We start from the raw sequence: 24,141 nt of genomic DNA, 5'->3' as shown, positions 1-24,141 counted from the left end.
TCCCTGAGGTCAAGGGGTTGATCGCGATCCAAACATAAATTAGGTTATATCTGAGGTGGCCGCGCCACCGACAGTCGAATCCCAGGAGAGACCATGAAATCCACGACCCTTCACGGCAAGCGCATCATCATCACCGGCGGTGCTCGCGGTATCGGACTGGCCACCGCAACCGCCGTCGCGCAGCACGGCGCGACCGTGGTCATCGGCGATCTGGATCAGCAGGCCATCGATGCCGCGGTCGTGCGAATCGGTTCAGCGGCAACAGGTTTTACCGTCGACGTCGCCGATCGAGAATCGTTTGCCGCCTTCTACTCAACGGCAACCGAGTCGGGGCCGATCGATGTATTGATCAACAACGCCGGGATCATGCCGATCGGTAGCTTCCTCGACCAACGGCCCGATACCTACCTGAAGGCGATCAACGTGAATGTTCTCGGCGCGATGAACGGCATGCATATCGCGCTGCCGGATATGATCGCGGCGGGCAGCGGGCACATCATCAACGTGGCGTCGACGGCGGGCAAGACTCCTGTTCCGGGTGGCCTCGCCTACTGCGCCTCGAAGTCGGCAGTGGTCGCGATGACCGAGACGGCCCGCGTCGAGTTCGCCGACTCCGGTGTCGAATTCACTTGCGTCATGCCGCATTTCACCAACACCGAGTTGATCGCAGGCACGACCGCGACGAAGCTGGTGCCCGTCGTCGAGCCGTCGGATGTGGCCGATGCCATCGCGGCTGCGATCGATCGCCCCCGCGCGGACGTATTCGTACCGAAGGCGATCGGCGTCATTCTGCGGACGCAGCCCCTGATGGGCCGCACCGTGCGCGACGAAGTGAGTCGCCGGCTGGGCGCGTACAACGCGTTCCTCGACTTCGACGCCCAGGCGCGGGCCGGGTACGCGGAGCGGATCGCGAAATAGGTCAGTCGCCGACGCCCGGCACGGGCGCACCCGCGGGCAATCCCGCGGCGACGTACTCGTCGTACAGCGGCTGCCACGGCTGAGCCGAATCACTGTGTGGACCAGCGGTTTCGATGCCGTCGACGACGTTGTCGAGCTCACGTAGGCAGACATCCCAGCCGGCGGCATTGCGGGCCGCGGCGTCGCGCCGCTCGAGCACGTTGAGCAAAGTGAGGATCGCCCCGTCGGCGTCGGGGGTGACGTGGAGGTGTACCTCGTCGGCGCCCCAGGTGAAGGCGAAGCGTGTGGGCGGTTCGAAGGTCAAGACGGTGCCGGTCATGTCCTCGGCATAGTCGTCGCCGGTGAAGGTGATCGTGCCACCGACGCGCGGTTCGAAGGTCACCGTCGCTGGAAACCAGACGGAGAGTTGCGCCGGATCGGTGACGGCGGTCCAGACTCGTTGCGGCGAGTGCGCGTAGCGTCGGCGGAATCGCACCGCCGGCCGGCCGTCGTCGACGGTGAGGTAGGTGCCGCGATCCATGTCAGGTCTCCGTTCGTGAATCATGTTGTGCTGCATCCAGATGCCGCTCCAATGCGTCGAGGCTGTCGTTCCACAGACTGCGGTAGGGCGTCAGCCAGTCGTCGACGTCGGCAAAGCCACGCGGATCGAGCGAGTAGACCCGCCGCTGCGCGTCGACGCGGACGGTGACCAGGTGCGCCTCGCGCAGCACCTTGAGGTGTTTCGACGTCTGCGGCTGCCCGAGTCCCAGGTGCGCCGACAACTCGCCGACCGCACAGGGGCGCCGTCGAATCCGGTCGAGGATGGCCCGCCGGGTGGGGTCACCGAGGGCCGTCCAGGTAGTTGGGGACACACTCTATATATACCTCTTCAGGTATATACCTGTAAAGAGATGTAGTAGCCTTCGCACCCATGAGCCATGTCATCTCGACTGCGTTGTCGCGACTGATCGTCGACGCCGCACTGCCGATCGTCGACTCGCGCATCCCGGCGTCGAGTGCCCCGTTCGCACAGGCCGATGTGTTGCGGCCGAACACGCGGTCGCGGCGTTGGTCGGCGGTGCACTACGGCATCTTCGTCCCCGACCTCCCGGCCCCTCATCGCTACGTGAACACGATGACGCTGATCGGAGCCTCGGGTGCGGAGATCTTCGACAACGACTACCTCGCCGTCGAGGACGCGCGTGACACTGCGACGGTGTTGTCGTCGACGGCGCACGCCGATCAGCATTTCTACCGTGCGTACGACTCGTCGAACGACTGTTCTTTCGCTCTGGATGGTTCAGTCTTGAAATGGGGAGACGACCTTCAGATCGACGTCGCGCTGCCGCGCGTCAGCGTCGTCGGGCGTTATCCCGGCTTCGACGTCGATCTGCAGTTGGAAGTGACCGACCAGGCGTCGTATTTCGTGAAGACGCCCATCTACGACCATTTCAGTCTCATGGCGCCGTACCGGGGCGTCGTCGACGGTATCGAGGTCGAGGGTCTGGGGACGTTCGAGTATGCACGGATGACGACGCATCAGTCGTTGGCGTCGCGAACGATTCCTTCGGCGTTGAAGCTTCCGGCCGACTTCTTCACCTACCAGATCATCGACCTCGACGACCGCACTCAGGTTCTGCTGACCGACGTGCAGGCCAGAGGACGGGTGGCGTGCCGACTCGCGCACCTGCGCACCGTCGGCGGCGCGGCGCAGGTATTCGACGATGTGCGGTTCGAGGTCCTCGAATCCGGGGCGGAGTCGGTCGATGTGCGGGGACGTCGAATGTCGATGCCGTTGAGGTTTCGGTGGACCGTGCGCGATCGTGGGGCGGTGCTGCTCATGCTCGACGCCACTGTCGACGCGCCGTGGCGGTATGGGCATGGACGCGGGTACGTCGGGGCGTACTCGTACGTCGGGGAGTTCCGGGGCGCGGCGGTGGACGGAAGCGGGTACGTCGAGTGGATTGACGTCCGTCCGTGAATCTGGTTGAGCGACAGGAGAAATGAACTCGCTATGCGTACGCACCCGTATCTGGACTTGAGCGCCCCTGCGGAGTTTCGACGTCGGTGCCGACAGCGCGCTGTCGTGGAGCTGATCTGCGCCGGAGACGAGGCGAGCTCACAGTACATGCACCTGACCTTCGCCGAATCATGGCGGCCCGGCGTCGACCTGGCGAAATGGGCGGACGGTGAGGGACACGAATGGTCGGCGGTATTCTCCGCCGACGGTTGTTACCTGCGCGGGTTCTATCACGACTCACCTATGAATTCCCTTCACTGGCAACGCAATAAGGTGTGGGATGGACTGTTGGACGGGTTGCCGCGTGAGTTTTCCGGATACGTGACTGATCCCGACGTCGACGAAACGTTTCGACATGCCGACGGCGCGGCGGACACCGTCGCGGCGATTACGTTGTGTGCGTGGCGGTTACCGTCGGATTCGAGCTGGCAATGTGCCGACTACCAGCCACCGGAGAACGAGGACGAGGACATCGAGGGCGTCGAATATCTGTTCCGTGACGTCGTGGAGTTCACCGCCGGCGAGGTGGCGGAGAGCCTCGGCGACTACTACGGGATGCAGGTGGACGTCGGGGCTGTGGCTCGCGTGCTGGACGGACATTCGATTACGGCAGAGGTCGTACGGGCGATCAATGCGCGAGCGGACGTGGGGTGGGTTCTGGGTAAGGTACCCGAAGTCGGCTAAACCCGAACGAAGGATGTCAACCCGAACGGAATTTCCGTTCGGGTTGCGACATCGTTGTCGGGTTTGCATGGCTGCGCAGGTTTCGACGCGGCCAGGTCTCTCGGGTCACCGACCCCTCGTTACACCGAAGCTCGTTCCTCGCTTCGACACTCGGGGAGCGGACGGATGACGTCGCGAAACCCTACCTCGCTTCGGCACTCGGGGAGCGAGCGGACGACGTCGCGAAACCCTACCTCGCTTCGGCACTCGGGGAGCGAGCGGATAACGTCGCGAAACCCTACCTCGCTTCGGCATTCGAGGAGCGAGCCGATGACGTCGCAAAACCCTACCTCGCTTCGACACTCGGGGAGCGAGCCGGTCACGTCGGAACCGGCACTCGCGCAGCGGATTCCGCGAGTTGGCCGGCTACCGCGCCGGCAGGCTGGTGGCCCCACCAGTGCAGATGCTCTAGGGTCTTCGGCTCCCACGTCGCGTCGTCGATGAGCAAGCCGCCCCAACCGTATTCGATGGAGAAGCCCGACGGTGTGAACACATAGAAGGACAGCATGTGATCGTTCGGGTGCATACCGATCGTCATCTCGACCGGCTGCGCCGCGGCGAGGCATCGATCCCACGCCAGCCCGACGTCACGGATGTCGGAGACCTCGATCATGAAGTGGTGTATGCGTTTTGGATGCGGTATGTCGCCGAGCGCGACAGAGTGGTGGCGCGGGTTGCAATGCAGGAAGATGAGGTCGGCGACGATGCCCGGCGCCAACTCTTCGACGATCTGATCAGACACCTTGAAGCCCAGCAGGTCGAGGTAGAACGCGAGGTACTCGTCGCGCGACTCCCCCTTGGCGATCAGCACCTCGTGGCCCGCACCGCCCTGGCCGGTGACGAAGTGCCCGTGCAATGATGCACTGGCCCAAGGCGTTTGCGCGTCGCAGTGACCGGTCACCAGCTCGACACGGTTGCCGATCGGATCGTGCACGATCCGCATCGTCTCGACCTGCCGTTTCGCGCAGATCTCGGCGTCGCCGTCGGTTACCGCGAAGCCGGCCTCGGCCAGCCCCGCGGAGAGTTCGGCCAGCGCCTCAAGAGATTCCACGAGGAAGCCTGACGCGACGAGATCGTCGGCCGCCCCCTGCTCGATCTGCCAGCGGAACGACCGCTCGTCGGTGCGCAGATTGAACCCGTCGGCCGTGGCTTCGACCTTCATCATGCCGAGCAGGTCGACGCCGAAGTGGGTCCAGTCGTCGAGGTCGGAGACCTCGTATACGACATAGGCGAGTTCGGTTACGTGTGTCATGATTGTTCTCCGATAGCTGTGATCGTCACGCGTTGGCGACGAAATCCGTTACGAGCCTGTTGAATTCGTCAGGATGCTCGATCATGGCCCAGTGGCCGCAGTGGTTGAGCAGGACCAAACGACTGTCGGGAATCTGGGCGAACATCGCCAGCGAGGTCTCGAAGGGAACGACGCGGTCGTCGCGGCCGTGGATCGCCATCGTCGGGACCGCGATGTCGCGCAGCTTCGACGTGTCCGCCCAGATCGGCAACGGCGCGCCCTGCGGCAGGCCGTCGACGTAGTTGCGCAGATGCTCCGGCCTGCCCAGCGCGGCGTCGGACCGCGCCTGCGCGAGTTCGGTTGTGGCCCAACGTTTCTTGTCGAAGCACATGATCTCGACAAGCCGTCGCATGTTCTCCGCGCTCGGATCCCGGTAGGCCTCGATGAGGACCTTGAGTCCCTCCGACGGCCCGTCGGCGGGCGCGAAGAGCATCGGATGCGGGCCGATCGGCGAGCCCATCGTGACGAGGTGCGTGATCCGGTCGGGATGGGTGATCGCCAGGCGAATCGCGGTCTGGCCGCCCATCGAGTTTCCGACGAATGCCGCCTTCGCGATGCCCAGCGCGTCGAGGAAGCCGATCGCGGCGTCGACGTGGTCGAGCTGATCGACGGTCGCGGCGTCGGACTCACCCCACCCGGGCATGTCGACGGCGAGGACCCGGAAATGCTGTGCGAGGTGTCCGATGTTGGTCGAGAAGTTGCTCCAGCCGGTCGCGCCGGGCCCGCTGCCGTGTAGCAAGACCAGCGGATTCCCTTGCCCTGCTTCGTAATAGCGAAGAGTCCACTTGTCGGTGGTGACGGAGCGCGCTGCGCTGTCCTTGGTGATCATGATGTTCTCCTGGGTGACTGCGGTGGTCATGCTGGTACTTCCAATCCGGATACGTCGGCGGCGGCGATGAAGCGATCGGGTCGGACGGCGACAGCTTTGACGCCGTAGCGTGCGAACCACGGGAGTAGCGCTCGGTCGAGATCGACCAGTTCGTCCGGCCCCTGGGTGTACGCGCTCTGCGGCCGGACCGCGACGTAACGTGCGCCGAGTCGGTCCCACTGCGCCTTCTCGTCGACGCTGAGCAACGACGCCGGATCGACATCGGCGCCGAGCAGAACGAAGCCGTGGCCGAGCAGGTCGTCGAGGCGGGCCATCGCTCCGCGGGCGTCGCCGACGACGGGCTGCGGAATCATCCGCCCGACGATGCTCGCGTCCCCCACCGGGCCACGCAACCAGCCGGCGGTGATCGAGGGCGGCGCGATCAGCGGCGGTTCGAACGGCGTGACCAACCCCTCCGGAACGCGGTTCATCGCTTCGATCTCCTCCGGCGTCGCCTCCTGTTTGATGACTCGCCCCAGCCCGATTGCGAGCTGCGTGTAGAACTCCGCGTTGGGCCGACGTTCGGCCTCGTAGGAGTCGAGCCACGCGTCGTCGACGCTGCCGTCGAGCACGCGGGCGAGCTTCCATCCCAGGTTGTGGGCGTCGCGGATGCCGGTCTGCATCCCGGCACCGGCCCACGGCGGCATGAGGTGCGCGGCATCGCCGGCGAGGAAGACGCGACCCGCTCGCCACGTCTGTGCCATCCGCGTGTGGTGACGGTAGAAGGCCCACTGATGGATATCGACATCGTCGTCGGTGACGCCGAGTGCGTTGAGCAGCGGCCAGACCTTCTCCGGAGTGTCGAAGTCGGCGGGGGTCTCACCTGGGTTGAGCGGCAGTTCCCAGCGATGGTTTCCGGCAGAGAGCGCGATGTCGACGACGGGACGCCGACGATCGGACCAGAAGGTGAGGAAGTCGCGGTCGGGCCACCAGCGCTTCACGCGACAATCGATGACGATCCACTCGACATCGAGGGTGTCGCCGAGCAGTGCGGTGCCGATGGCGTGCCGGGTGGGGCTGCTTCCACCGTCGGCGCCGATGACGTAGTGGGCCCAGATGGTCGACGCCGCACCGGTCTCGACGTCCCGCGCCGCTACGGTGACCCCGGCGTCGTCTTGGGTGAGGCCGTCGAACTCGACACCGAAGCGAACATCGATGTCAGGGAATTCAGCTGCGTACGAACGGATTTCGGCTTCCATCGTCGGCTGGTAAATGTTGAAGAAGCGGGGACGCACGCCCAGCGTCGACTCCGGATGTTCAACTCGCATGAGCTCTTCACCGGAGTAGGTGACCCAGCGCAACGCGCGTTGCGCTTCGACGACGCGGGTGACGCGATCGTCGAGGCCGAGGTCCTGGAAGATGCGCATCGTCCAGTCGTTGACGGTGACGGCGCGGGCGCGCTGGTAGAGGTCGCGGTCGCGTTCGAGCACGACCACCCGCGCCCCACGTCGAGCGAGCGTCAGTGCGGCGGTGACGCCGGTGGGGCCGTATCCCACGATCACGACGTCGGCTTGGGTTTGCGCGGTGTTCGCCATCGCCATCCCTCACTTTCCGGCAACTATTAGGCCGATCGTTCAAATTCTTTGATGTAACGACGATCACACCCGACCGGCGTGTGGTCCACCGTTTTCTGCTGTGCAGAAGACCGCCTAAGATTCGGCAGATGACGTCAGCAGGACGGACCAGCAATCGGCGCGGGCTCCAATCCCGAGAGGAGCTGCTCGACGTCGCGTCCCGCGTGATGGCCGAACGTGGTTATGCAGCAACCTCTTTGGCAGTTGTCGGGCGCGAAGCCGGATTTCCGAAGAGCGCGGTGACCTATCATTTCCACTCCAAAGGCGGCCTGCTGTCGGAGGTCATGGCGCGCGGCGCGTACCGCTTCTTCGCGGCGATGAAACACGCGCACCGCGAGGGACCGCCGTCGGGCACACCCGCACAACGGATCGACTGGTTCCTGCAGCGCACCGGCGAAGTGTTCACCGCCAACCCCGAATTCCTGCGCTTGCACCTGCTGTTGCTGATGAGTTCGGAGGCGCACGACGCCGAGGTGGACGCACAGATCAAGACGGTCCGCGACGACGGCCGCGCCTACATGAACGAGATGATCACGATCGCATTCACACCGAGCGCCGGCGCATCGCGGGCGCGGGAGATCGCCGACGCGCTGGAATACTTCGCGATCGCTTGCTTCGACGGATCATTCGTTGCGGTGCAAGCGGATTCGTCGCGCCCGATCAGTGAGTTGATGACTCACGCGAGCACGGCGATCGGAGCCCTGGGCGAGGCGATGGCACACTGACACCTCGCCCGTCTCACCGCAACTCCCGCTCCAATTCCGCCGCCACCGCGCGCAGGTGCCCGACATAGCTCGGCAATGATTCCTTCTCGTAGCGCACGCTCGGCATCGACACCGACAACGCCGCGACCGCGGTCCCGCCGCCGTCGCGCACCGGAACTCCGACGGCGATGACCCCCTTCTCCGACTGCCCGTTGTTCACCGCGAAACCGGCGCGTCGGGCACGAGCAAGCGCTGCAACGAGTGCGTCGACGTCGGGGCGATCGTCGGGATGCTCGGCGAACCGATTCGGGGCGTAGAGCGCGGTGAAGTCGTCGGGGCTCAGATCGGCCAGTAGCACCAGCCCGCCCGACGTCCGGTGCGCCGGAAAGACCATCCCTTCCCGGTTGCCGACGCGCAGCGCCTGCGCCGATTCGACGCTGGCGACGAATCGCACCGTCGAACCGGTGCGGACGGTGAGATTGGCCGACTCCTGCAGAATGCCGACCAGCCTGTGCAGGTAGGGCAGCGCGGCCGCACGCAGTTTCGCCGCCGCCGATTGCGAGTGCGCGGCCAGTTCCAGCACCGGTCCGGCTCGATACGAGCGGTCCGGGTCCTGCACGGCGAAGTCGCGATACACCAGCATCTGCAGCAGCCGGTGCGCGGTCGACGTCGCGACACCCAAGCGAGAACTGACCTCCGACACCGTCAGCGCACCTTCGAGCTGCAGCATCGCCGCGATCCGCAGTGCGTTGTCGACGCTGGTGATGGCATAGGCCGGCGGAGCCTTGTACGTCGGCGCCATAGCGGGGTTCCGTTCATCGAGTTCTGCTGTACAGAATGAGCTTTTCTTTATTGTGCATCCGACCGGACGATCAGTACATACGAACGAAGGGAAAGACATGACTTCCAACGAGATTCGCCCGGATGCGCTGATCGTCGGCGGCGGCATCGGCGGATTGTCCACCGCCTACTCACTCGCCCGGCAGGGCCTGCGGGTGCGCGTCCTGGAGCGGGCGTCGGAGTTCGGCGAGGTGGGTGCCGGAATTCAGTTGGCGCCCAACTGCACTCGCATCCTCGACGACTACGGCCTGCTCGACGAAGCACGCTCGCTCGGCGTCGAACCGACTCGCATGGTGATGCGCGACGCCACCGACGGCGCCGAGTTGAGCTCGCTCGATCTACTCGACATGCGACGCCGCTACGGTTACCCGTACCTGGTGATTCATCGCTCCGACCTGCACGCGATGTTCCTGCGCGCCTGTCGGCGCGTCGGCGTCGAACTTCTCACCGAACAGCACGTCGTCGGATATTCGACGACGGAAACTGCTGCGCGCGTGGAACTTTCCGATGGGCGGACCGAAGACGCGGGGGTCGTGATCGCGGCCGATGGTCTGCATTCGGTGGCGCGCAAGCTGCTTGTCGATGACAATCCGGTGAGCTCGGCGTATGTCGCGTATCGCGGTACCGTGCCCGCCGATCATCCGCGGGCGTGCGACGTCGACCTGTCGGAGGTGACCGTTCATGTGGGCCCGGGCTGCCATTTTGTGCACTATGGACTACGCGGCGGCGAGATGCTCAACCAGGTATACGTCTTCGAATCACCGAAAGCGCTTGCGGGTGAGGATGATTGGGGCACACCCGACGAGCTCGATGCGGCATTCGCCGGCACCACCGAGTTCGTCCGCGACGGACTCCCCCACATGTGGCGCGACAAATGGTGGCGCATGTTCGACCGTGAGCCGCTCGACAATTGGATCCATGGTCGGATCGCTCTGCTCGGCGACGCCGCGCACCCGCCGCTGCAGTACATCGCACAGGGCGCGATCATGGCGATCGAAGACGGATGGGTGCTCGGCGAGCATGTCGCCCGACGTCGGGGCGACGGCGGCGTCGACTGGGACGGTGCGCTCGCCGGCTACAACGCCGTCCGGCCGGCGCACTGCCGACGAGTGTTGACGACGTCTCGTGCTTGGGGTGAATTGTGGCACCTCGGCGGCGAGCCGCGGGAGCAGCGCAACGCGCTGCTGCGGGTACGCGACGTCTACGACTATTCGTTCGTCGACTGGCTCTACAGCGTCACCGCCGTGGATCCCCAGGACGAGCCGGAGATGTTTACGGCGGTGCCATTGGCGGCTGCGACGACCGGCTGATCGAGCGCCGGCATCGATGGCTCGGCTCTCGGGTGCGTCGGGCTCAACGCATCTGTACCCGACTGTGCCGCAATGATTTCGGCTGCGGTGTCGGGTGGGGTTTGCGTGTCTCGAAAGCTCCGCGGGGACGGGTTCGACACGCTGGTCACCGCTCAACCAGCGGGCCTCGCCCAGATCGCGAAGCCAGAACGCCACCAACGTGTTTCGGACAGTTGGATTCTTCGTCTCACCAGCCCCCTCGTTACACCGAAGCTCGTTCCTCGCTTCGGCACTCGGCCTGGATCCACCGAAGACACCCCCTCCGCTGGTTGAGCCGGTCCGAGGCGCTAGCCGAGGTCCGTGTCGAAACCACGGTGACACAACAGATTACGCGCGACGGCTCATCTCGCGTTCCGACCGTGGTGATCATCTCCAGTCGTGCACCCAACAGGTGCATTCGACGGTTGGGCTGTCCTAGTTTGCATCGACTCACCGAAATTCGTTGTCTCACCGTGGTTTCGACACGCTCGTCGCTAACGCTCCTCACGGCTCAACCAGCGAAATGAGTCCACCATCGGTGGATCCAGGCTCGGCGAGCAGAGGCCACACGTTCCTCGCTTCGGCCCCGCTAGGAAAGCGTCCGCGCCAATAGCTCGAACAATGCCGCATAGTGTCGCTCGGCGGCCTGCTCGTTGTAGGCACCCATGTCGGCCATCGTGTAGCCGTGATGCGCGCCTTGATACACCTCGGTGGTGTAGGTGAGACCGGCAGCGTCCATTGCGGCATTCAGGTCGGCGACGTTGTTCGGCGTCATGCTGTCGTCGACGCCTGCGTGGCCCCAGTAGATCTCCGCCGCGACTTGCGGCGCAAGCAGGTGCGGCGAGTCGGGGGCGTCGGTCACCATCCGACCGGTGTGGAAACCTCCCAGTGCCGCAACACGAGTGGGGTATGCCGCGGCACTCGCCCAGCCGAGTCGGCCACCCAGACAGTAGCCGCTGATACCGATCAGCCCGTCGGTGTGTTTGCCCAGTTCGGCAAGGTAGGCATCCGCGTCGCGGACAGCGAGTCGGCATCCGTCTGCGGAGATCTCGCCCATCAGCGGCGCGATCGTCGCGAAGAATTCGGCGCGGGCGGCCGGGTCGTGAAGCGCCGGGGTCGGCCATATCGGCGCGCGCCCGGCCCGGTAGAAGACGTTCGGCGCGAGCACGACGTACCCCTGCTCAGCGATCCGGTCGGCCATCCGGTGGATCTGCGGGCGCATCCCGATCGCGTCCATGAACAGCAGCACGCCGGGGTGCGGCGCGGCGTCGTCGGGCCTGGTCAGGTAGCAATCGGCGGTGCCGTCAGCGGTGGAGACATCGATCGTGGAAGAGGTCATGACATCCATCGTGTCAGCCCGCACGGTTCCACAGCGCGGCGACCGCTACTCCGATGGCGAAAACGGACAGACCCGCAATTGCGAGAAGTAACAAGATATTTCGCGCAATCCTCCTGATCCGCCCAGCCCGCAGACCTGCCACCAGGACGCCGAACCCACCGGCCGCGACTACTGCCGCGAAGCCCAGAAACGCGATGCCCGACGCCACATGTGCAACGCCGGTCAGCACCGCCGATCCATCCCAGAGCCGGGCCGGAAGCGTCGTGAAGGGTCGATGCCACACGGCGTCGTCGATCGAAATCTGATGTGCGGCAGCAGGATTTTCGACGGGCACGATCGTTCCGGCGCAGCTGATGTGTTGACTGCGACCACGGCCTACGACGTCGCATCCGGTGACGACGAAGCGCGCGGGTAGGCCGATCAGACCCGATGCGGCCAGCGTCGCGACGAGCCGGTCGACGGCGACGTCGGCGCTGAACCCGAGCAGTGCCAGAGCACCGACGCCGCGCGCGATCCACCCGGCGATCGAAGTTGTCGGGCTCAGTTCCTCGGGTCCTGTCTCGACCGTCAGCATCGCGGGAAACTCCTGCGGCACAACCGAAGTCCGTTCTGCGGCGCTGAGATACGACATCGTCGCGGCCAGTGCATCGGAATTGAGATTCCACGTCTGCGGGACAAGGACCCACCGCGGTGCGTGCGGGGCACCGCGATGCATCACGGCGCCGTCGGGCGGGCAGGTGAAGGTGATCTGGCGGACACGTCCGCTGCGCGTGGCGGCGACGTCGGAGAGGTGAGCCCACGGGAGCTCGCAGTCGAAACGGGCATTGGCCAGACGAAGCGATTCGGGTGAGAACGTCACCGACAACTCGTTGCGCATCATCCGTATGCCTGCCCAGCCGGTGAACAGAACCACAGCACCGGACACGACGAACAGCCATGACTTGTCGTAGGTGATGGCGTCCCATGCGGTCGATACGGCGAATCCGGCCAGCATCGCGAGCGGGATCAGCGTTCGGCGCCAGATTCGACGAAGGCGGACGCCGCCGGGGACGTCGTCGAACCGCGGACGGCCCGGCAGCGCCGAGATGATGCCGACGCCGGCCACCCCGATGAACAACCACGCCACCGTCTTCGGCGCGCCGAATCCGACGGCCACCAGCCCCAACGATGCCACCGCCAGTCCGAAAGCGACTCCGAACGCGGACCACAACTTCGACTGCGGCGCGACGGTGACGCGTGTGAACCCCATCGCCCCATCGTGCCCCCGGCCATCTGAGTGTGCGCTGAGGACCATACCGACCCGGCAAAGATCCGCATTCGTCCTCCGTACAACGACGGATTTCCCGGCGGCGGCGTCGCAGCAGAGTGTGATGCAGCCCGATCACACCTCAAGCGAAGGACCCACAATGCGATTCATCCTGATGAGCGAGGCAGCCACCAACCCCGGCACCACCCAGCACCGCCGGTACAAGGACATGATCGAAGAGGCCGTCTTCGCCGAGGAGATGGGCTTCTACGGATGGGGCACCTCCGAGCACCACTTCTTCAACGATCTCTGCGTCACGCCCTCGCCGGAATGCCTCTTCACCGCGGTCGCGATGCGTACCAACAATCTTCGGCTGCGCCACATGAGCCGACTGACCTCGGTCATCCACCCGATCCTGGTCGCCGAGCAACTCGCCACCGTCGACCTGCTGTCGGACGGCCGCGTCGAACTGACCACCGCGCGCGGAAACACTCTGCTGCAGCTCGACGCGTTCGGCGTCTCGCTCGAAGACACCCGTGAACGGTCTGAAGAAGCACTCGACTTGATCGTCCGTGCCCTCTCCGACGACACCTTCAGCCACGACGGCAAATGGTGGGGCCAGATCCCCGAGCGCCGGCTCAGCCCCAAGTCGTTGCAGGCACCGCACCCGCCGCTGTACAAGATCGTGCAGAGCGCCGAATCGTCGGCCGACGCCCGACGCAACGGCCTGGGCATGATCACCTCCGACGCCTACCTGGGCTGGGAGGTCCTCGAAGCCAACATCGCCGCCTACCTCGACGTCGACGAATCCGAAGTGCGGCCCGTCGGCCGGTACGCGGTGAAGTCCGCGGCTAGCAGCGTGATGTCGGTGCGTTGCGCGTCGACCAATGACAAGGCCCTCGAACTCGCCCAGGAAGACCTGCTGCGTTTCGCCGGAATGATCATCAACGACGTCTACGTGCAGCTCGCCGAGCGGTCGCCGGAACAGTACGGCGAATTCTCCCGAATCGGGCAACTCCGCAAGCACGTCGACGACGCCGAGTGGCTGCGCAACTGCGGCCCGACCATCCTCGTCGGCGATCCCGACTACTGCATCGAGCAGATCCAGCGCACCCAGGACATCGGCGCCGACGAAATGGTGCTGCGTATCGAGGGCGGCACGCACAACGAGCGGATGGAGACCATCGAGAACCTCGGCCGCTACGTCTTCCCGTATTTCACCAACCCGGCCGGCGTGGTGCGCAGCGGACCGGTCGGCATGCTCCCCGGCGATCCCCGTCAGCGCCCCAGCTACCTCAAGGACGACGCCAAGGAAGAGAAGGCGTCGTGAACGTCGAGGAATACGCCGCTCAAGACGCGACCGGGCTCGCCGAGCTGATCCGGTCCGGGCAGGTAAGTCGGGCCGAGGTCGACGACGCCGCCCGCACGGCCCTCGGCATCGCGGCGCAGCGGCTCGACCCGTTCGCGGCCGGACCGTTCGACGAACCGCTCGACGCCGCGCCCGACGGACCGTTCGCCGGTGTGCCGTTCGTCCTCAAGGATCTCGCCTGCAACGCCGCAGGCGTCCCGCAGTATCTGGGCAGCCGCGCGCTCGCCGCGGGCATCACCAAGGATCACGACTCCGAGTTGATGGCTCGGTTCCGACGTGCGGGGTTGGCGACCTACGGATCGGTGAAGATCCCGGAATTCGCGCTCAACGCGACCACCGAGCCGCTGCTGGGCGGGCCGACGCTCAACCCATGGGATCCGACGAAGAGCCCGGGCGGGTCGAGCGGCGGCTCGGCCGCACTGGTCGCCGCGGGCGCCGTACCGATCGCCCACGCAAACGACGGCGCCGGATCCATCCGGATTCCCGCCTGCCACACCGGAACATTCGGTCTCAAGCCGAGCCGCGGTCGGGTGCCGTTCGGCCCCGACTTCGCAGAAGCCTTCTACGGCAACGTCGTCGAGTTCGCGATCACCCGCTCGGTGCGCGACGCCGCTGCGCTACTCGACGCCGTGCACGGTCCGATGCCCGGCGAACGGTATGCGGCTCCGACGCCGGCGCGGCCGTACGTCGACGCACTGGCCGGCCCCGACCGGCCACTGCGCATCGCGGTCTGCCTCGACGACTGGTCCGGGCAGGGACTGCACGCCGATGTCGCCGCAGCGTTGCGGTTCACCGCCGACGCGTTGTCGGGGTTGGGACATCACATCGAAATCGTCGCACCGATGTACGACTGGGAAGAGTTCATGGTTGCGATGACCACGACCTTCTGCGCGGGCACCGCGGCCGATGTGCTGCCGCTGGCCGCGGCATTGGGCATCGAGGTCGATCGCGAGCATTTCGAAGCGACGACCGTCGCGGTCGCGCTGGCCGGGGCGTCGATGACGCCGATGGACCTCGCACAGGCCGTCGCCATCAACAACAAGGTGTCGAGGACGGTCGCGGCGTTCATGGCCGACTACGACGTCTTGGTGACGCCGACGTCACTGCATCCCCCGGTCGGCCTGGGGCATTTCAACTCCGACGACGAGTCACTGTCGGCGTCGGAGTGGGTGCACAAGGTGATCGCGCCCCACCCGACCTGCGCGCTGTACAACGTGACCGGTGCACCGGCGATGAGCGTGCCGGTCGGTCTGTCGTCGGACGGGCTGCCGATCGGACTGCAGTTCGGCGCGGACCAGTTCGGCGAAGATGTGCTGCTGGCGCTCGCGGCGCAGTGGGAGCAGGCGCACCCGTGGTCGGAACGCCGGCCCGCTCTACACGTGAGCGTGCGGGAGACCGCTGGAGTATGAGTCGGTAGGCGTGGTCGAAGACCCGGCGCAACGACGATCGCGCCGGTTCTTTGTGTGCTGCTCTTATTGGGAAAACCGGTAGGCGTAGGACGCGACCCTCCGCTCATCGAGTGCTGAAGCGAGCGCAGCGAGCCGTCGGTGTAGCCGCCGTGCTGAGTGACCGCGAGGAACGAGCGGTTGTAACGAAGTAGAGATGCCGCAAGCCGAACTCGCAAGACGACCACAGCCAACGACGAACACTCCCGACACCTTTCGCACCGGCCTGGGTACTTCGACTCACCAAACCCCTCGTTACACCGAAGCTCGTTCCTCGCTTCGGCACTCGGGGAGCGGGTGGGGTGCGTCGCTGCAACTGCAGGGGTTGCCACACTCGGGGAACGGTGGGGTGCGTCGCTGCAACGGCGGGGTTGCCTCACTCGGGGAGCGGGTGGCGTGCGTCACCAAGACTGCGGGGTTGCCACACTCGGGGAGCGGGTGGGGTGCGTCGCTGCAACGGCGGGGTTGCCTCACTCGGGGAGCGGGTGGGGTGCGTCGCGAAGACTGCGGGGTTGCCGCACTCGGGGAGCGGGATTAACTCGCACCAAGCTGGCGTCGGCACTCGGGGAGCGGTGGGGTGCGTCACGACAGTGCGGTCGGGCACTCGGCGAGCGGATGGGTACGAGCCGAAAACTGCTGCCGCAGACTACTTCTCCGCTCGCCCTGCGATCAACGCAACGATTTCCGATCGCCGACGCAGGCCCCACTTCGCCAGAATGTGCGCCACATGGGTGTCTACGGTTCGCTTCCCTATGACCAGGCGCTCGGCTATCTCGCGGTTCGTCAGGCCCTCTGCCACCAGTGCCGCTATCTCTTCTTCGCGCCGCGTCAAGTCGATGCCCGGGATACCCTTCGCCGCGGGAGACGATGTCGGCTCCCCCGGCTGCAGCGGCACTCGCTCCGAGACGCGTTCCAGGCTCAGCTGGCCGCCGGCCCCGCTCGCCGCGCTGATGTCCGACGCCGACAACTGTCGCGCGATCTCCCGCTCCGCACCGGCGCGCAGGCCGCGCAGTTCGCCGACGCCCATCATCATGCTGCCGCTGATCGTCCAGTACTTGGCCGTCGCACCCAGGACGGTCATCGCCTCCCGCGGCATCCCCGTTCGCGCCGCGATCCATGCGCCGAGTTCGTTGACCAGTGCCAGCCCGAGATGATCGCCGAGCTCACGCATCGGGCCGACCGCGACGGCGATCAATTCTCGCGCATGATCATCATCGCCCGCCTGATACGCGGCCAACCCCTGTACCCACTGCAGATATGAAGCGCACCAACGGTCTCCGTTGCGTTCACACAGCACAAGCCCTTGAGCGCACAGCTCAAGCGTGATGTCGAGGTCGCGACTCAGACAATGTGCCTCTGCGAGCTGGTAGAGGAACATCGCTTCAGAGAGGTCGTCGCCGCGCACGCGCGCGCCGGCGATCGCGTCACGATACTGTTCCTGCCCGGCGTCGAACTCGCCCCGGAAGATCGCGACCGCACCCAGCAGCGCCTGACCGAACCCGCCGGCCCGCCCGGCGTCGACGATCTCGGCGCGTTCCACGCACGCGCGCAGGTACAGTTCAGCTCGGTCGAGGTCGCCGGTGATCAAATTAAGCCAGCCGAGGGTCCAGAGCGCGGCGGGATCGTCTACGACGGACCGCCGCGTGAGCAGCGCCGCCCATTGCAGTCCCTCGCTCAGGCGCCCGCAGCCGAGCCAGCGAAACCACAGCGTCGCGAACATCCGCTCGGCCGACCCGACGGTCACGTCGGCGTCGAGCGCGTATTCGAAAGCCGCACGCAGATCAGCGATCTCGGCCGCGACGGCCTGACTCGCCGGTACCTGCGTCGGCCCGAACCAGCGAGCTTCGGAGTCGACGGCGAGCCGCAGATAGTGGTCGAGGTGAGCCGCGCGCACGGCCTCGTAGGTGGGTCCGCCGGGCAGCGACGCTCCCTCGGCGTCGAGCTTGACCCGACCGAACTCGCGGAAACTGACCAGCATCGCGAAGCGCGGCGCCGATCCGGCGCGGCGTCGACTCAGAACTGACTGTGCGACAAGGCCATTGAGCGCGTCGTCCACGCTGCGCGAGGAGCCGAGTGCGCATACCGAACGGATCGTGGCGGCCGTCGCCGGGCCCGCGAACACCGACAGTTGCGTCCACAACGACCGTTCGTCGGGCGAGCAGGCCAGCCAGGTCCATTCCAGCAGCGTCCACAGACTGCGATGACGCGGGTGAAGATCACGCGGCCCGTCGCGCAGCAGATCGAACGGATGGTCAAGGCGCGCTTCGATTTCCGCGATCGTCAGTGTCCTCGTGTGCAGCGCCGCGAGTTCGATGGCGAGTGGCAGACCGTCCAGATGCGCACAGAGAGCGGCGATTTCGGCGACCGGGACGTCGGAGCAGTCCCATCCGCTGGCCGCCAGGGCCCGATTACGGAACAATACAACGGCGTCGGGCACGGCGTCGACGTCAGCGACGACGGGTAGCGGCTCGACGCTGTAGATGTGTTCGGCGCTGATGTCGAGCGGTACGCGCGAGGTCGCGAGCAGCACGATCGACGGACAACCGGCAAGCAGGTCCGCGGCGACGTCGCCGACGGCCTCATGCAGGTGATCACAGTTGTCGAGGATGAGCAGCGCACGACGGCCGGCGAGTTGTTCGACCAACGACAGCGCGCCGCCGGGCTCGGGCACGGCGTCGGCGATCGCGCGGGCGACGAATTCGGGAGCGGGCACCGAGGCCAGATCGACGAGCCACACGCCGTCGTCGAATGCCCGCGCCAGTCGCATGCCGACGGCCCGCGCGAGCCGGCTCTTACCGACGCCGCCCGGACCGAGCAGCGTGACCAGCCGCGCCTGGCCGAGTCGGGCGCGCACCTGTGCTTGATCGTCGATGCGGCCGACGAGGCTGGTGACCTCGGCGGTGAGATTGTGTCGTGGCTGCGCGGCTATCGCGGTCTCCTTCCGCTGACCCACTCGGCCGACCGTGTCAGACGGCCCGCGCAAACCATCGTGTCACGACGCGAGAGCCGTTGCGGCACATCAACTGGTCGCGGCCAAAAGGCAAGCGTCGAGAGACCAGCCGGGAACGTCGTGCTGGACGCGAAAGCCCGATTCCCGCAGGTGCTCGGCGACGTCGGCGTCGAAGCCCGCCTCGGCCCCGACAATCACTGCGCCGAAAGCGATTCCGATGCGCGCGGCGTCGGCGATCAGTCCGGCGACCCGACGCGCGGGCTGAGCGAACGGGATGGCGTCGGTGCCGAAATCGGCATCCGGCGCGACGTCGATGCGCAGCAGCGGGAGGGGACGGCCGTGATCGGCGTCGACCCGCAGCCGCAGGCTGTGCCGCTGGGCGTCGGAGAGATTGTCGGCGTCGAGAGCTACCGGGCGGACCGATGTGCGCGGGAAGGTCGGGACGAAGGTTGCGTCGTAGTCGGCAAGGGTGACGGTCACCGCCGGGAACAGCTCAGTCATGACGCACCCCGGCGAACCGGCTCCGGTGGAACACCAGCGGCGCGACGTCGGCGTGGTCGCTGATACTGCGTAGTTCGAGCAGGATCAGATAGTGGTCGCCCGCATCGATCGGCTCGCCGGGGATCGCCTCGAACCAGGCGGCCGCGCCGTCGACGACGACGGCTCCGGACTCGGTGACCGTGTGCGAGACGTCGTCGAAGCGACGGTCGGCGTCGCCCGCGGACAGCGCCTTGCCGTGGTCGCGCTGCGGTTCGGCGAGCATCGAGGCGCCGATGACGTCGGCCGACGCCAGCTGCGGCCAGGTGGCCGAGTCGCGGCGGATGGATACGACGACCAGTGGCGGTTCCAGTGACACGTTGGTGAACGAGCTGACCGCCATGCCGACCGGCGCACCGTCGACGAGCGCTCCCAGCGCAAGCACGCTGCTGGGCATCTGACCGTAGAACGATCGCAGTGATCGTTGATCGAACGGCCGGTGAAGTTGCTGCATCTCGGGCCTCCTGGACTCGGTATGGGTTGGTCATTGAAATCTCGCAGACTCCCGAGGTACACCGCATCGGTACACATACGGATCTTTGAACGCCGGGCAGGCGTAGGTACCTCGGTTGAGCGAGCGGTCCCTTCCGCTGGTTTCAGTAAGCGAGCTGTCCCTTCCGCTGGTTTCAGTAAGCGAGCGGTCCTTTCCGCTGGTTTCAGTGAGCGAGCGGTCCCTTCCGCTGGTTTCAGTAAGCCGACACGCACACGAAAATGGCGTAGTGGCGAATCCGTCAACATCTCCGCTCTTTGACGGATGTGCTCGCGATCATGTCCGACGACGCTGAGCAGAGTCGTCGACTGTGAGGAGCCGCCATGACGATTCAGTCCGCCCCCAATCCGCCAGCCGTGTCCGATGTCGACGCAGCCGTCATCATCGGCGCCGTCGATGCACTGCAGACCGACATGATCCAGACCTTGTCGGAGCTGATCTCGGTACCCAGCGTGAACCCGAAGTATCCGGGGCAGACCTACGACGCCGTCGTCGGGCACGAAGGTCGAGTCAGCGACATCCTCGGTGAGATCTATGTCGACGCCGGCGCGGAACTCGATCGTTGGGCGGTCGAAAGCAAGCGCACCAACGCGGTCGGGACAATCGCCGGTTCGGGTGGCGGCCGGTCGCTGATCTTCAACGGACACGTCGACGTGGTACCGCCGGGCAACGAGGCGCGCTGGCTGACCGGCGGGGCGTTCTCCGGGCGAATCGACGACGACCGCGTCTGGGGACGCGGCGCCAGCGACATGAAGGCGGGACTGGTAGCCCAGGCGTTCGCCGTGAAGGCGTTGCAGCGCGCGGGAATTCGGCTCGGCGGCGATCTGATCATCCAGGCCGTCGTCGGCGAGGAGGTGATGGACCACGAGTGCGGCGTGACGTCGGCGATCGACCGCGGCTACCGTGCCGACGCCGCTGTCGTCGCCGAACCGAGCGGTCCGACGACGCTGGGCGTGATTCCGGTGTCGCCCGGCCTGCTTTGGTTCTCGGTGACCGTGACCGGTAAGACGACACATTCGTCGATGCGCGGCCAGACCATTCGCGCCGGCGGCGGGGGCGCCACGGTCGGGGTGAACGCCATCGACAAGGGCATGCTCGTCTATGAGGGACTGCGACGTCTCGAAGAGGAGTGGGCGTTCTCCAAGCGTCACCCGCTGTTCGCGCCCGGCCACTTCAGCATCCATCCCGGGGTGATTACCGGCGGACCGCACGGCGTCTTGGTGCCGTTCATGCTGTCGGAGTACACGACCATCGAGTACTGCGTCTGGTATCCGCCGCAGGAACGGCCGGAGGATGTGCAGGCCGAGATCGAGAGGCACATCGGGTTGATCGCCGACGCCGACAGCTGGCTGCGCGAGCACCGCCCCGTCGTCGAGTGGAAGCTGGCGTGGCCGGCCAACGATCCCGGGCTGGCCGCCGATCCGATCACCGCGGCGATGTCGAAGGCGCACACCGCCGCCGCGGGACAGACTCCGTACGCGGGTCCGCCGACAGTCGCCGGATTCTGCGCCGTCGAAGACTGCTCGTTCTTCACCAACAGCGGCATCCCGGCTATCAGCTATGGGCCTGGCGATCTTCGGGTCGCGCACGCAGACGACGAGTTCTGCGCCATCGACGAGGTCGTCACCGCCGCGAAGTCGTTTGCTCTCCTCGCCGCCGACTGGTGCGGAATCGCCTGACCGTCAACACCTTTGGAGAATCCTCATGTACCTCACTCAGTCTCTGCATCGTGCCGTCCAGGCGCACCCCGACCGCATCGCGACGATCTGCGGTGATCGCGTCCGCACCTACGCCGAGTCCGTCGACCGCATCGCACGGCTCGGCGGCGCGCTGATCGACGCCGGAATCCGGGCCGGCGACCGGATCGCCTATCTGGGTCTCAATTCCGACCGGTATCACGAGTATCTGTTCGGTTGCGCGTGGATCGGGGCGGTCGTCAATCCGGTCAACACGCGGTGGAGCGTCAACGAAATCACGTTCTCGCTCAACGACTCTGGCAGCGTCGTACTGTTCGTCGACGACGCTTTCGTGTCGATGGTGCCCCATTTGCTCGCGGACTGCCCCGACCTGCGCGCGGTGGTCTACAGCGGCGACGTCGAGGCACCGCCGGGCGTCATCGACTACGAGGAGATGCTTACTGCGTCGAATGCTGTGCCGGACAGTCGAACTGGCGGTTCTTCCCTATTCGGGCTCTTCTATACCGGCGGCACCACGGGACGCCCGAAGGGCGTGATGATCACCCATACCAACCTGGTCACGTCGGGGACCGGCGCACTGGCCAGCGGCGCGGTGGCGTCGCACGGCGGGATTCTGTTGCACGCCGCACCGATGTTCCACATGGCCGACATCGCGATGTGGGCTACCGCAAACCTCACCGGCGCAATGCATGTGATGATTCCGTCGTTCACGCCGGCCGGCGTCGTCGACGCGATAGTCTCGCACAGTGTCACCGACGCGTTGCTCGTCCCGACGATGATCGCGATGCTCGTCGAGTACGCGTCTGGCGTCGACGCCGATCTGTCGTCGATGGCGCACTTCGCAATATGGCGCGTCGCCAATCTCGTCAACCCTTCTGGCCCAAGCACGTTCACTGTTTCCGTCGGCTCAGTTCGCGCAGCTGTACGGGATGACCGAGCTCTCCCCGATCACAACCATCCTCACGCCGGCCGACCACGATGATCCGATCCGCAGTCGGTCCGCCGGCCGGGCGGCGCCGCACGCCGAGGTACGGATCGTCGACGCCGACGGAGACGAGGTGCCGCGCGGTGACGTCGGCGAGATCGTGGCCCGCGGCGACCATGTGATGGCGGGCTACTGGAATCGCTCAGACGCGACGGCCGACGCTGTGCGGCGCGGGTGGATGCACACCGGCGATCTCGGGTCGATGGACTCCGACGGCTACGTGTACGTCGTCGATCGGCTCAAGGACATGATCATCACCGGTGGGGAGAACGTGTACTCCGTCGAGGTGGAGAATGCGCTGGCCGCCCACCCCGGCGTCGCGTCGGTGGCCGTCGTCGGGCTGCCCGACGAGACATGGGGTGAGCGCGTGCACGCGGTGGTTGTCGCCGCTGGCGACGTTCCGGCTGACTTCACCGAACTACTCGACGCGCATTGTCGGGCGATGATCGCTCCGTACAAGGTGCCGCGAACCTTCGAATTCGTTGCGGCACTGCCGATGTCGGGGGCAGGCAAGATCCTCAAGCGGGAGTTGCGGGCCGCCGCGTTGGTATGAGGGGAGACGTTCGAACGATCAGGGCTGCTAGTAAGTCGGCGCCCCGCTCGTCGAGTGCCGACGCGAGCGCAGCGGATACCAAAACGACGCCACCTCCCGCTCATCGAGTGCCGACGCGAGCGCAGCGAGCGTCGGTGTATCGAGATGCGGCGAGCCGACGTGAGAGACAGAACCGAAAAGCTCGCTCTCGCAAGATGTTCCATAGCGGCCTGGGTACGTCGTCTCACCAAACCCCTCGTTACACCGAAGCTCGTTCCTCGCTTCGGCACTCGGGGGAGCGGAGGGGTTGCGCCACTCGGGGGGCTGGGCGTGGATGACCGAAGCTACAGCCGAAGCCCGACCCCCGCTCATCGAGTGCCGACGCGAGCGCAGCGAGCCGCGGTGTAACGAGATGCCGCAAGCCGACGTCAGAGACAGAACCGAAAAGCTCGCTCTCGCACGATGTTCCGCAATGGCCTGGGTACGTCATCTCACCAAACCCCTCGTTACACCGAAGCTCGTTCCTCGCTTCGGCACTCGGGGACCGGAGGGGTTGCGACGTTCGGGGGGCTGGGCGTGGATGACCGAAGCTACGGTCGAAGCCCGGCCCCTCCGCTCATCGAGTGCCGACGCGAGCGCAGCGAGCGTCGGTGTAACGAGATGTCGTAAGCCGACGTCAGGGACGGAACCGAAAAGCTCGCTCCCCCACGATGTTCCGTAACGGCCTGGGTACGTCGTCTCACCAGCCCCTCGTTACACCGAAGCTCGTTCCTCGCTTCGGCACTCGGGGAGCGGGAGGTTGCGAAGCTCGTTCCTCGCTTCGGCACTCGGGGAGCCCTGTGGGCTACCGCAGCTGGTACGACGCTGCCGAGATCGTGAAGCCGTGGTCACCAACTCTGCAGGTCACACCCGACGTCGGGTCTACTCGACAGTCGATTCCGGCCGCGGACACCGTGCGGCCGTAGGGCAGGACGTGCGCGCCGGGCGGATCGACGCTGACGTCGCTGTAGAACCGAAGTACCGCGTGCTGTCCTGACGTCACGGCTACGCCGTTGGGGTGTATGGACGCAACACCACCACCTTGGACATTCGGAGCCGACGCCGGGACCGGTCCCCGACAGCCGGCCCACGCCGGACCGTCGGAAACGACTATCCCGCAATGCCATTGGCCCGACGGTGTCGTGAAGAAGTAGGAGTCGCCCGGCTGGGCCGACGCGGTAGCCGCGGTCGGCAGCGCGGCTGAGGCGAGCAAAGCCGCTACGATCAGCGTGCGGCGAAACAGGATTGGCGACGGCATGTGTCGAGC

Annotated in this window: 20 protein-coding genes and 1 pseudogene; 9 read left to right on the top strand and 12 right to left on the bottom strand. The window is 66.0% G+C overall.

Annotated elements, in window-relative coordinates; translation table 11 throughout:
- Positions 1-93: 93 nt before the first annotated feature.
- Complete coding sequence (locus HH308_RS20405) at positions 94-918, top strand: SDR family oxidoreductase (protein ID WP_170196086.1); 825 nt, start codon at positions 94-96, stop codon at positions 916-918.
- 1 nt (position 919) lies between these two features.
- On the opposite strand, the gene HH308_RS20400 is transcribed toward HH308_RS20405, so the two are convergent.
- A complete protein-coding gene (locus tag HH308_RS20400; RefSeq protein ID WP_170196085.1) occupies positions 920-1,438 on the bottom strand; it encodes an SRPBCC family protein in 519 nt (172 codons plus the stop codon).
- Between the two features lies 1 nt (position 1,439).
- On the bottom strand, positions 1,440-1,769 hold the full coding sequence (locus tag HH308_RS20395; protein WP_170196084.1) for an ArsR/SmtB family transcription factor: 330 nt from the start codon (positions 1,767-1,769) through the stop codon (positions 1,440-1,442).
- 59 nt (positions 1,770-1,828) lie between these two features.
- Here HH308_RS20395 and HH308_RS20390 point away from each other — a divergent pair, with 59 nt between their 5' ends.
- Positions 1,829-2,878, top strand: a complete 1,050-nt coding sequence (locus HH308_RS20390) for a DUF6670 family protein (protein ID WP_170196083.1) — start codon at positions 1,829-1,831, stop codon at positions 2,876-2,878.
- Between the two features lie 33 nt (positions 2,879-2,911).
- A complete protein-coding gene (locus HH308_RS20385; RefSeq protein WP_170196082.1) occupies positions 2,912-3,601 on the top strand; it encodes a hypothetical protein in 690 nt (229 codons plus the stop codon).
- A 358-nt stretch (positions 3,602-3,959) separates the two neighbouring features.
- On the opposite strand, the gene HH308_RS20380 is transcribed toward HH308_RS20385, so the two are convergent.
- The 3 genes from HH308_RS20380 to HH308_RS20370 are packed head-to-tail and all read right to left on the bottom strand — an operon-like array spanning position 3,960 to position 7,334.
- Positions 3,960-4,892 carry a VOC family protein gene (locus HH308_RS20380; RefSeq protein ID WP_170196081.1) on the bottom strand — a complete coding sequence of 311 codons (933 nt, stop codon included), beginning with the start codon at positions 4,890-4,892 and terminating at the stop codon, positions 3,960-3,962.
- 25 nt (positions 4,893-4,917) lie between these two features.
- Positions 4,918-5,790, bottom strand: a complete 873-nt coding sequence (locus tag HH308_RS20375) for an alpha/beta fold hydrolase (protein ID WP_246284736.1) — start codon at positions 5,788-5,790, stop codon at positions 4,918-4,920.
- On the bottom strand, positions 5,787-7,334 hold the full coding sequence (locus tag HH308_RS20370) for a bifunctional 3-(3-hydroxy-phenyl)propionate/3-hydroxycinnamic acid hydroxylase (protein WP_170196080.1): 1,548 nt from the start codon (positions 7,332-7,334) through the stop codon (positions 5,787-5,789). The genes HH308_RS20375 and HH308_RS20370 overlap by 4 nt, the downstream gene beginning before the upstream one ends.
- Positions 7,335-7,462: 128 nt before the next feature.
- Between HH308_RS20370 and HH308_RS20365 the strand changes: the two genes are divergently transcribed.
- Entirely contained in the window at positions 7,463-8,098 is a 636-nt protein-coding gene (locus tag HH308_RS20365) for a TetR/AcrR family transcriptional regulator (protein ID WP_170196079.1), read from the top strand.
- A 13-nt stretch (positions 8,099-8,111) separates the two neighbouring features.
- Here the strand turns inward: HH308_RS20365 and HH308_RS20360 are convergent, their stop codons facing one another.
- Positions 8,112-8,879, bottom strand: coding sequence for an IclR family transcriptional regulator (locus tag HH308_RS20360; RefSeq protein ID WP_170196078.1), 768 nt, complete (start codon positions 8,877-8,879; stop codon positions 8,112-8,114).
- Between the two features lie 97 nt (positions 8,880-8,976).
- Here HH308_RS20360 and HH308_RS20355 point away from each other — a divergent pair, with 97 nt between their 5' ends.
- Positions 8,977-10,227, top strand: coding sequence for an FAD-dependent oxidoreductase (locus tag HH308_RS20355; RefSeq protein ID WP_170196077.1), 1,251 nt, complete (start codon positions 8,977-8,979; stop codon positions 10,225-10,227).
- A gap of 607 nt (positions 10,228-10,834) precedes the next feature.
- Here HH308_RS20355 and HH308_RS20350 read toward each other — a convergent pair.
- A complete protein-coding gene (locus tag HH308_RS20350; protein WP_211188669.1) occupies positions 10,835-11,584 on the bottom strand; it encodes a dienelactone hydrolase family protein in 750 nt (249 codons plus the stop codon).
- A gap of 13 nt (positions 11,585-11,597) precedes the next feature.
- Entirely contained in the window at positions 11,598-12,833 is a 1,236-nt protein-coding gene (locus tag HH308_RS20345; RefSeq protein WP_170196075.1) for a hypothetical protein, read from the bottom strand.
- 157 nt (positions 12,834-12,990) lie between these two features.
- Between HH308_RS20345 and HH308_RS20340 the strand changes: the two genes are divergently transcribed.
- Both HH308_RS20340 and HH308_RS20335 read left to right on the top strand, forming a co-directional pair.
- Positions 12,991-14,160, top strand: coding sequence for an LLM class flavin-dependent oxidoreductase (locus HH308_RS20340; RefSeq protein ID WP_170196074.1), 1,170 nt, complete (start codon positions 12,991-12,993; stop codon positions 14,158-14,160).
- Positions 14,157-15,608, top strand: coding sequence for an amidase (locus HH308_RS20335; RefSeq protein ID WP_170196073.1), 1,452 nt, complete (start codon positions 14,157-14,159; stop codon positions 15,606-15,608). The genes HH308_RS20340 and HH308_RS20335 overlap by 4 nt, the downstream gene beginning before the upstream one ends.
- Before the next feature lie 682 nt (positions 15,609-16,290).
- Here the strand turns inward: HH308_RS20335 and HH308_RS30505 are convergent.
- From HH308_RS30505 to HH308_RS20320, 3 genes are all read right to left on the bottom strand, one after another.
- Complete coding sequence (locus HH308_RS30505) at positions 16,291-18,597, bottom strand: ATP-binding protein (protein WP_170196072.1); 2,307 nt, start codon at positions 18,595-18,597, stop codon at positions 16,291-16,293.
- A 66-nt stretch (positions 18,598-18,663) separates the two neighbouring features.
- Positions 18,664-19,095 (bottom strand): hypothetical protein, encoded by a 432-nt coding sequence (locus HH308_RS20325; protein ID WP_170196071.1) that lies wholly within the window; start codon positions 19,093-19,095, stop codon positions 18,664-18,666.
- Complete coding sequence (locus tag HH308_RS20320; protein ID WP_170196070.1) at positions 19,088-19,585, bottom strand: flavin reductase family protein; 498 nt, start codon at positions 19,583-19,585, stop codon at positions 19,088-19,090. Before HH308_RS20320 ends, HH308_RS20325 begins: the two co-directional genes overlap by 8 nt.
- 359 nt (positions 19,586-19,944) lie before the next feature.
- Between HH308_RS20320 and HH308_RS20315 the strand changes: the two genes are divergently transcribed.
- Both HH308_RS20315 and HH308_RS20310 read left to right on the top strand, forming a co-directional pair.
- Positions 19,945-21,300, top strand: coding sequence for an ArgE/DapE family deacylase (locus HH308_RS20315; RefSeq protein ID WP_170196069.1), 1,356 nt, complete (start codon positions 19,945-19,947; stop codon positions 21,298-21,300).
- A gap of 25 nt (positions 21,301-21,325) precedes the next feature.
- A pseudogene (locus HH308_RS20310) lies at positions 21,326-22,856 on the top strand (long-chain-fatty-acid--CoA ligase).
- Between the two features lie 823 nt (positions 22,857-23,679).
- Here the strand turns inward: HH308_RS20310 and HH308_RS20305 are convergent.
- Positions 23,680-24,132, bottom strand: coding sequence for a hypothetical protein (locus HH308_RS20305; RefSeq protein WP_170196068.1), 453 nt, complete (start codon positions 24,130-24,132; stop codon positions 23,680-23,682).
- Positions 24,133-24,141 lie beyond the last annotated feature (9 nt).

Origin of the sequence: Gordonia asplenii (assembly GCF_012933505.1) — a bacterium.
In the GTDB taxonomy this organism is placed as follows: domain Bacteria; phylum Actinomycetota; class Actinomycetes; order Mycobacteriales; family Mycobacteriaceae; genus Gordonia; species Gordonia asplenii.
This window is presented reverse-complemented; position numbering and strand designations above follow the sequence as displayed.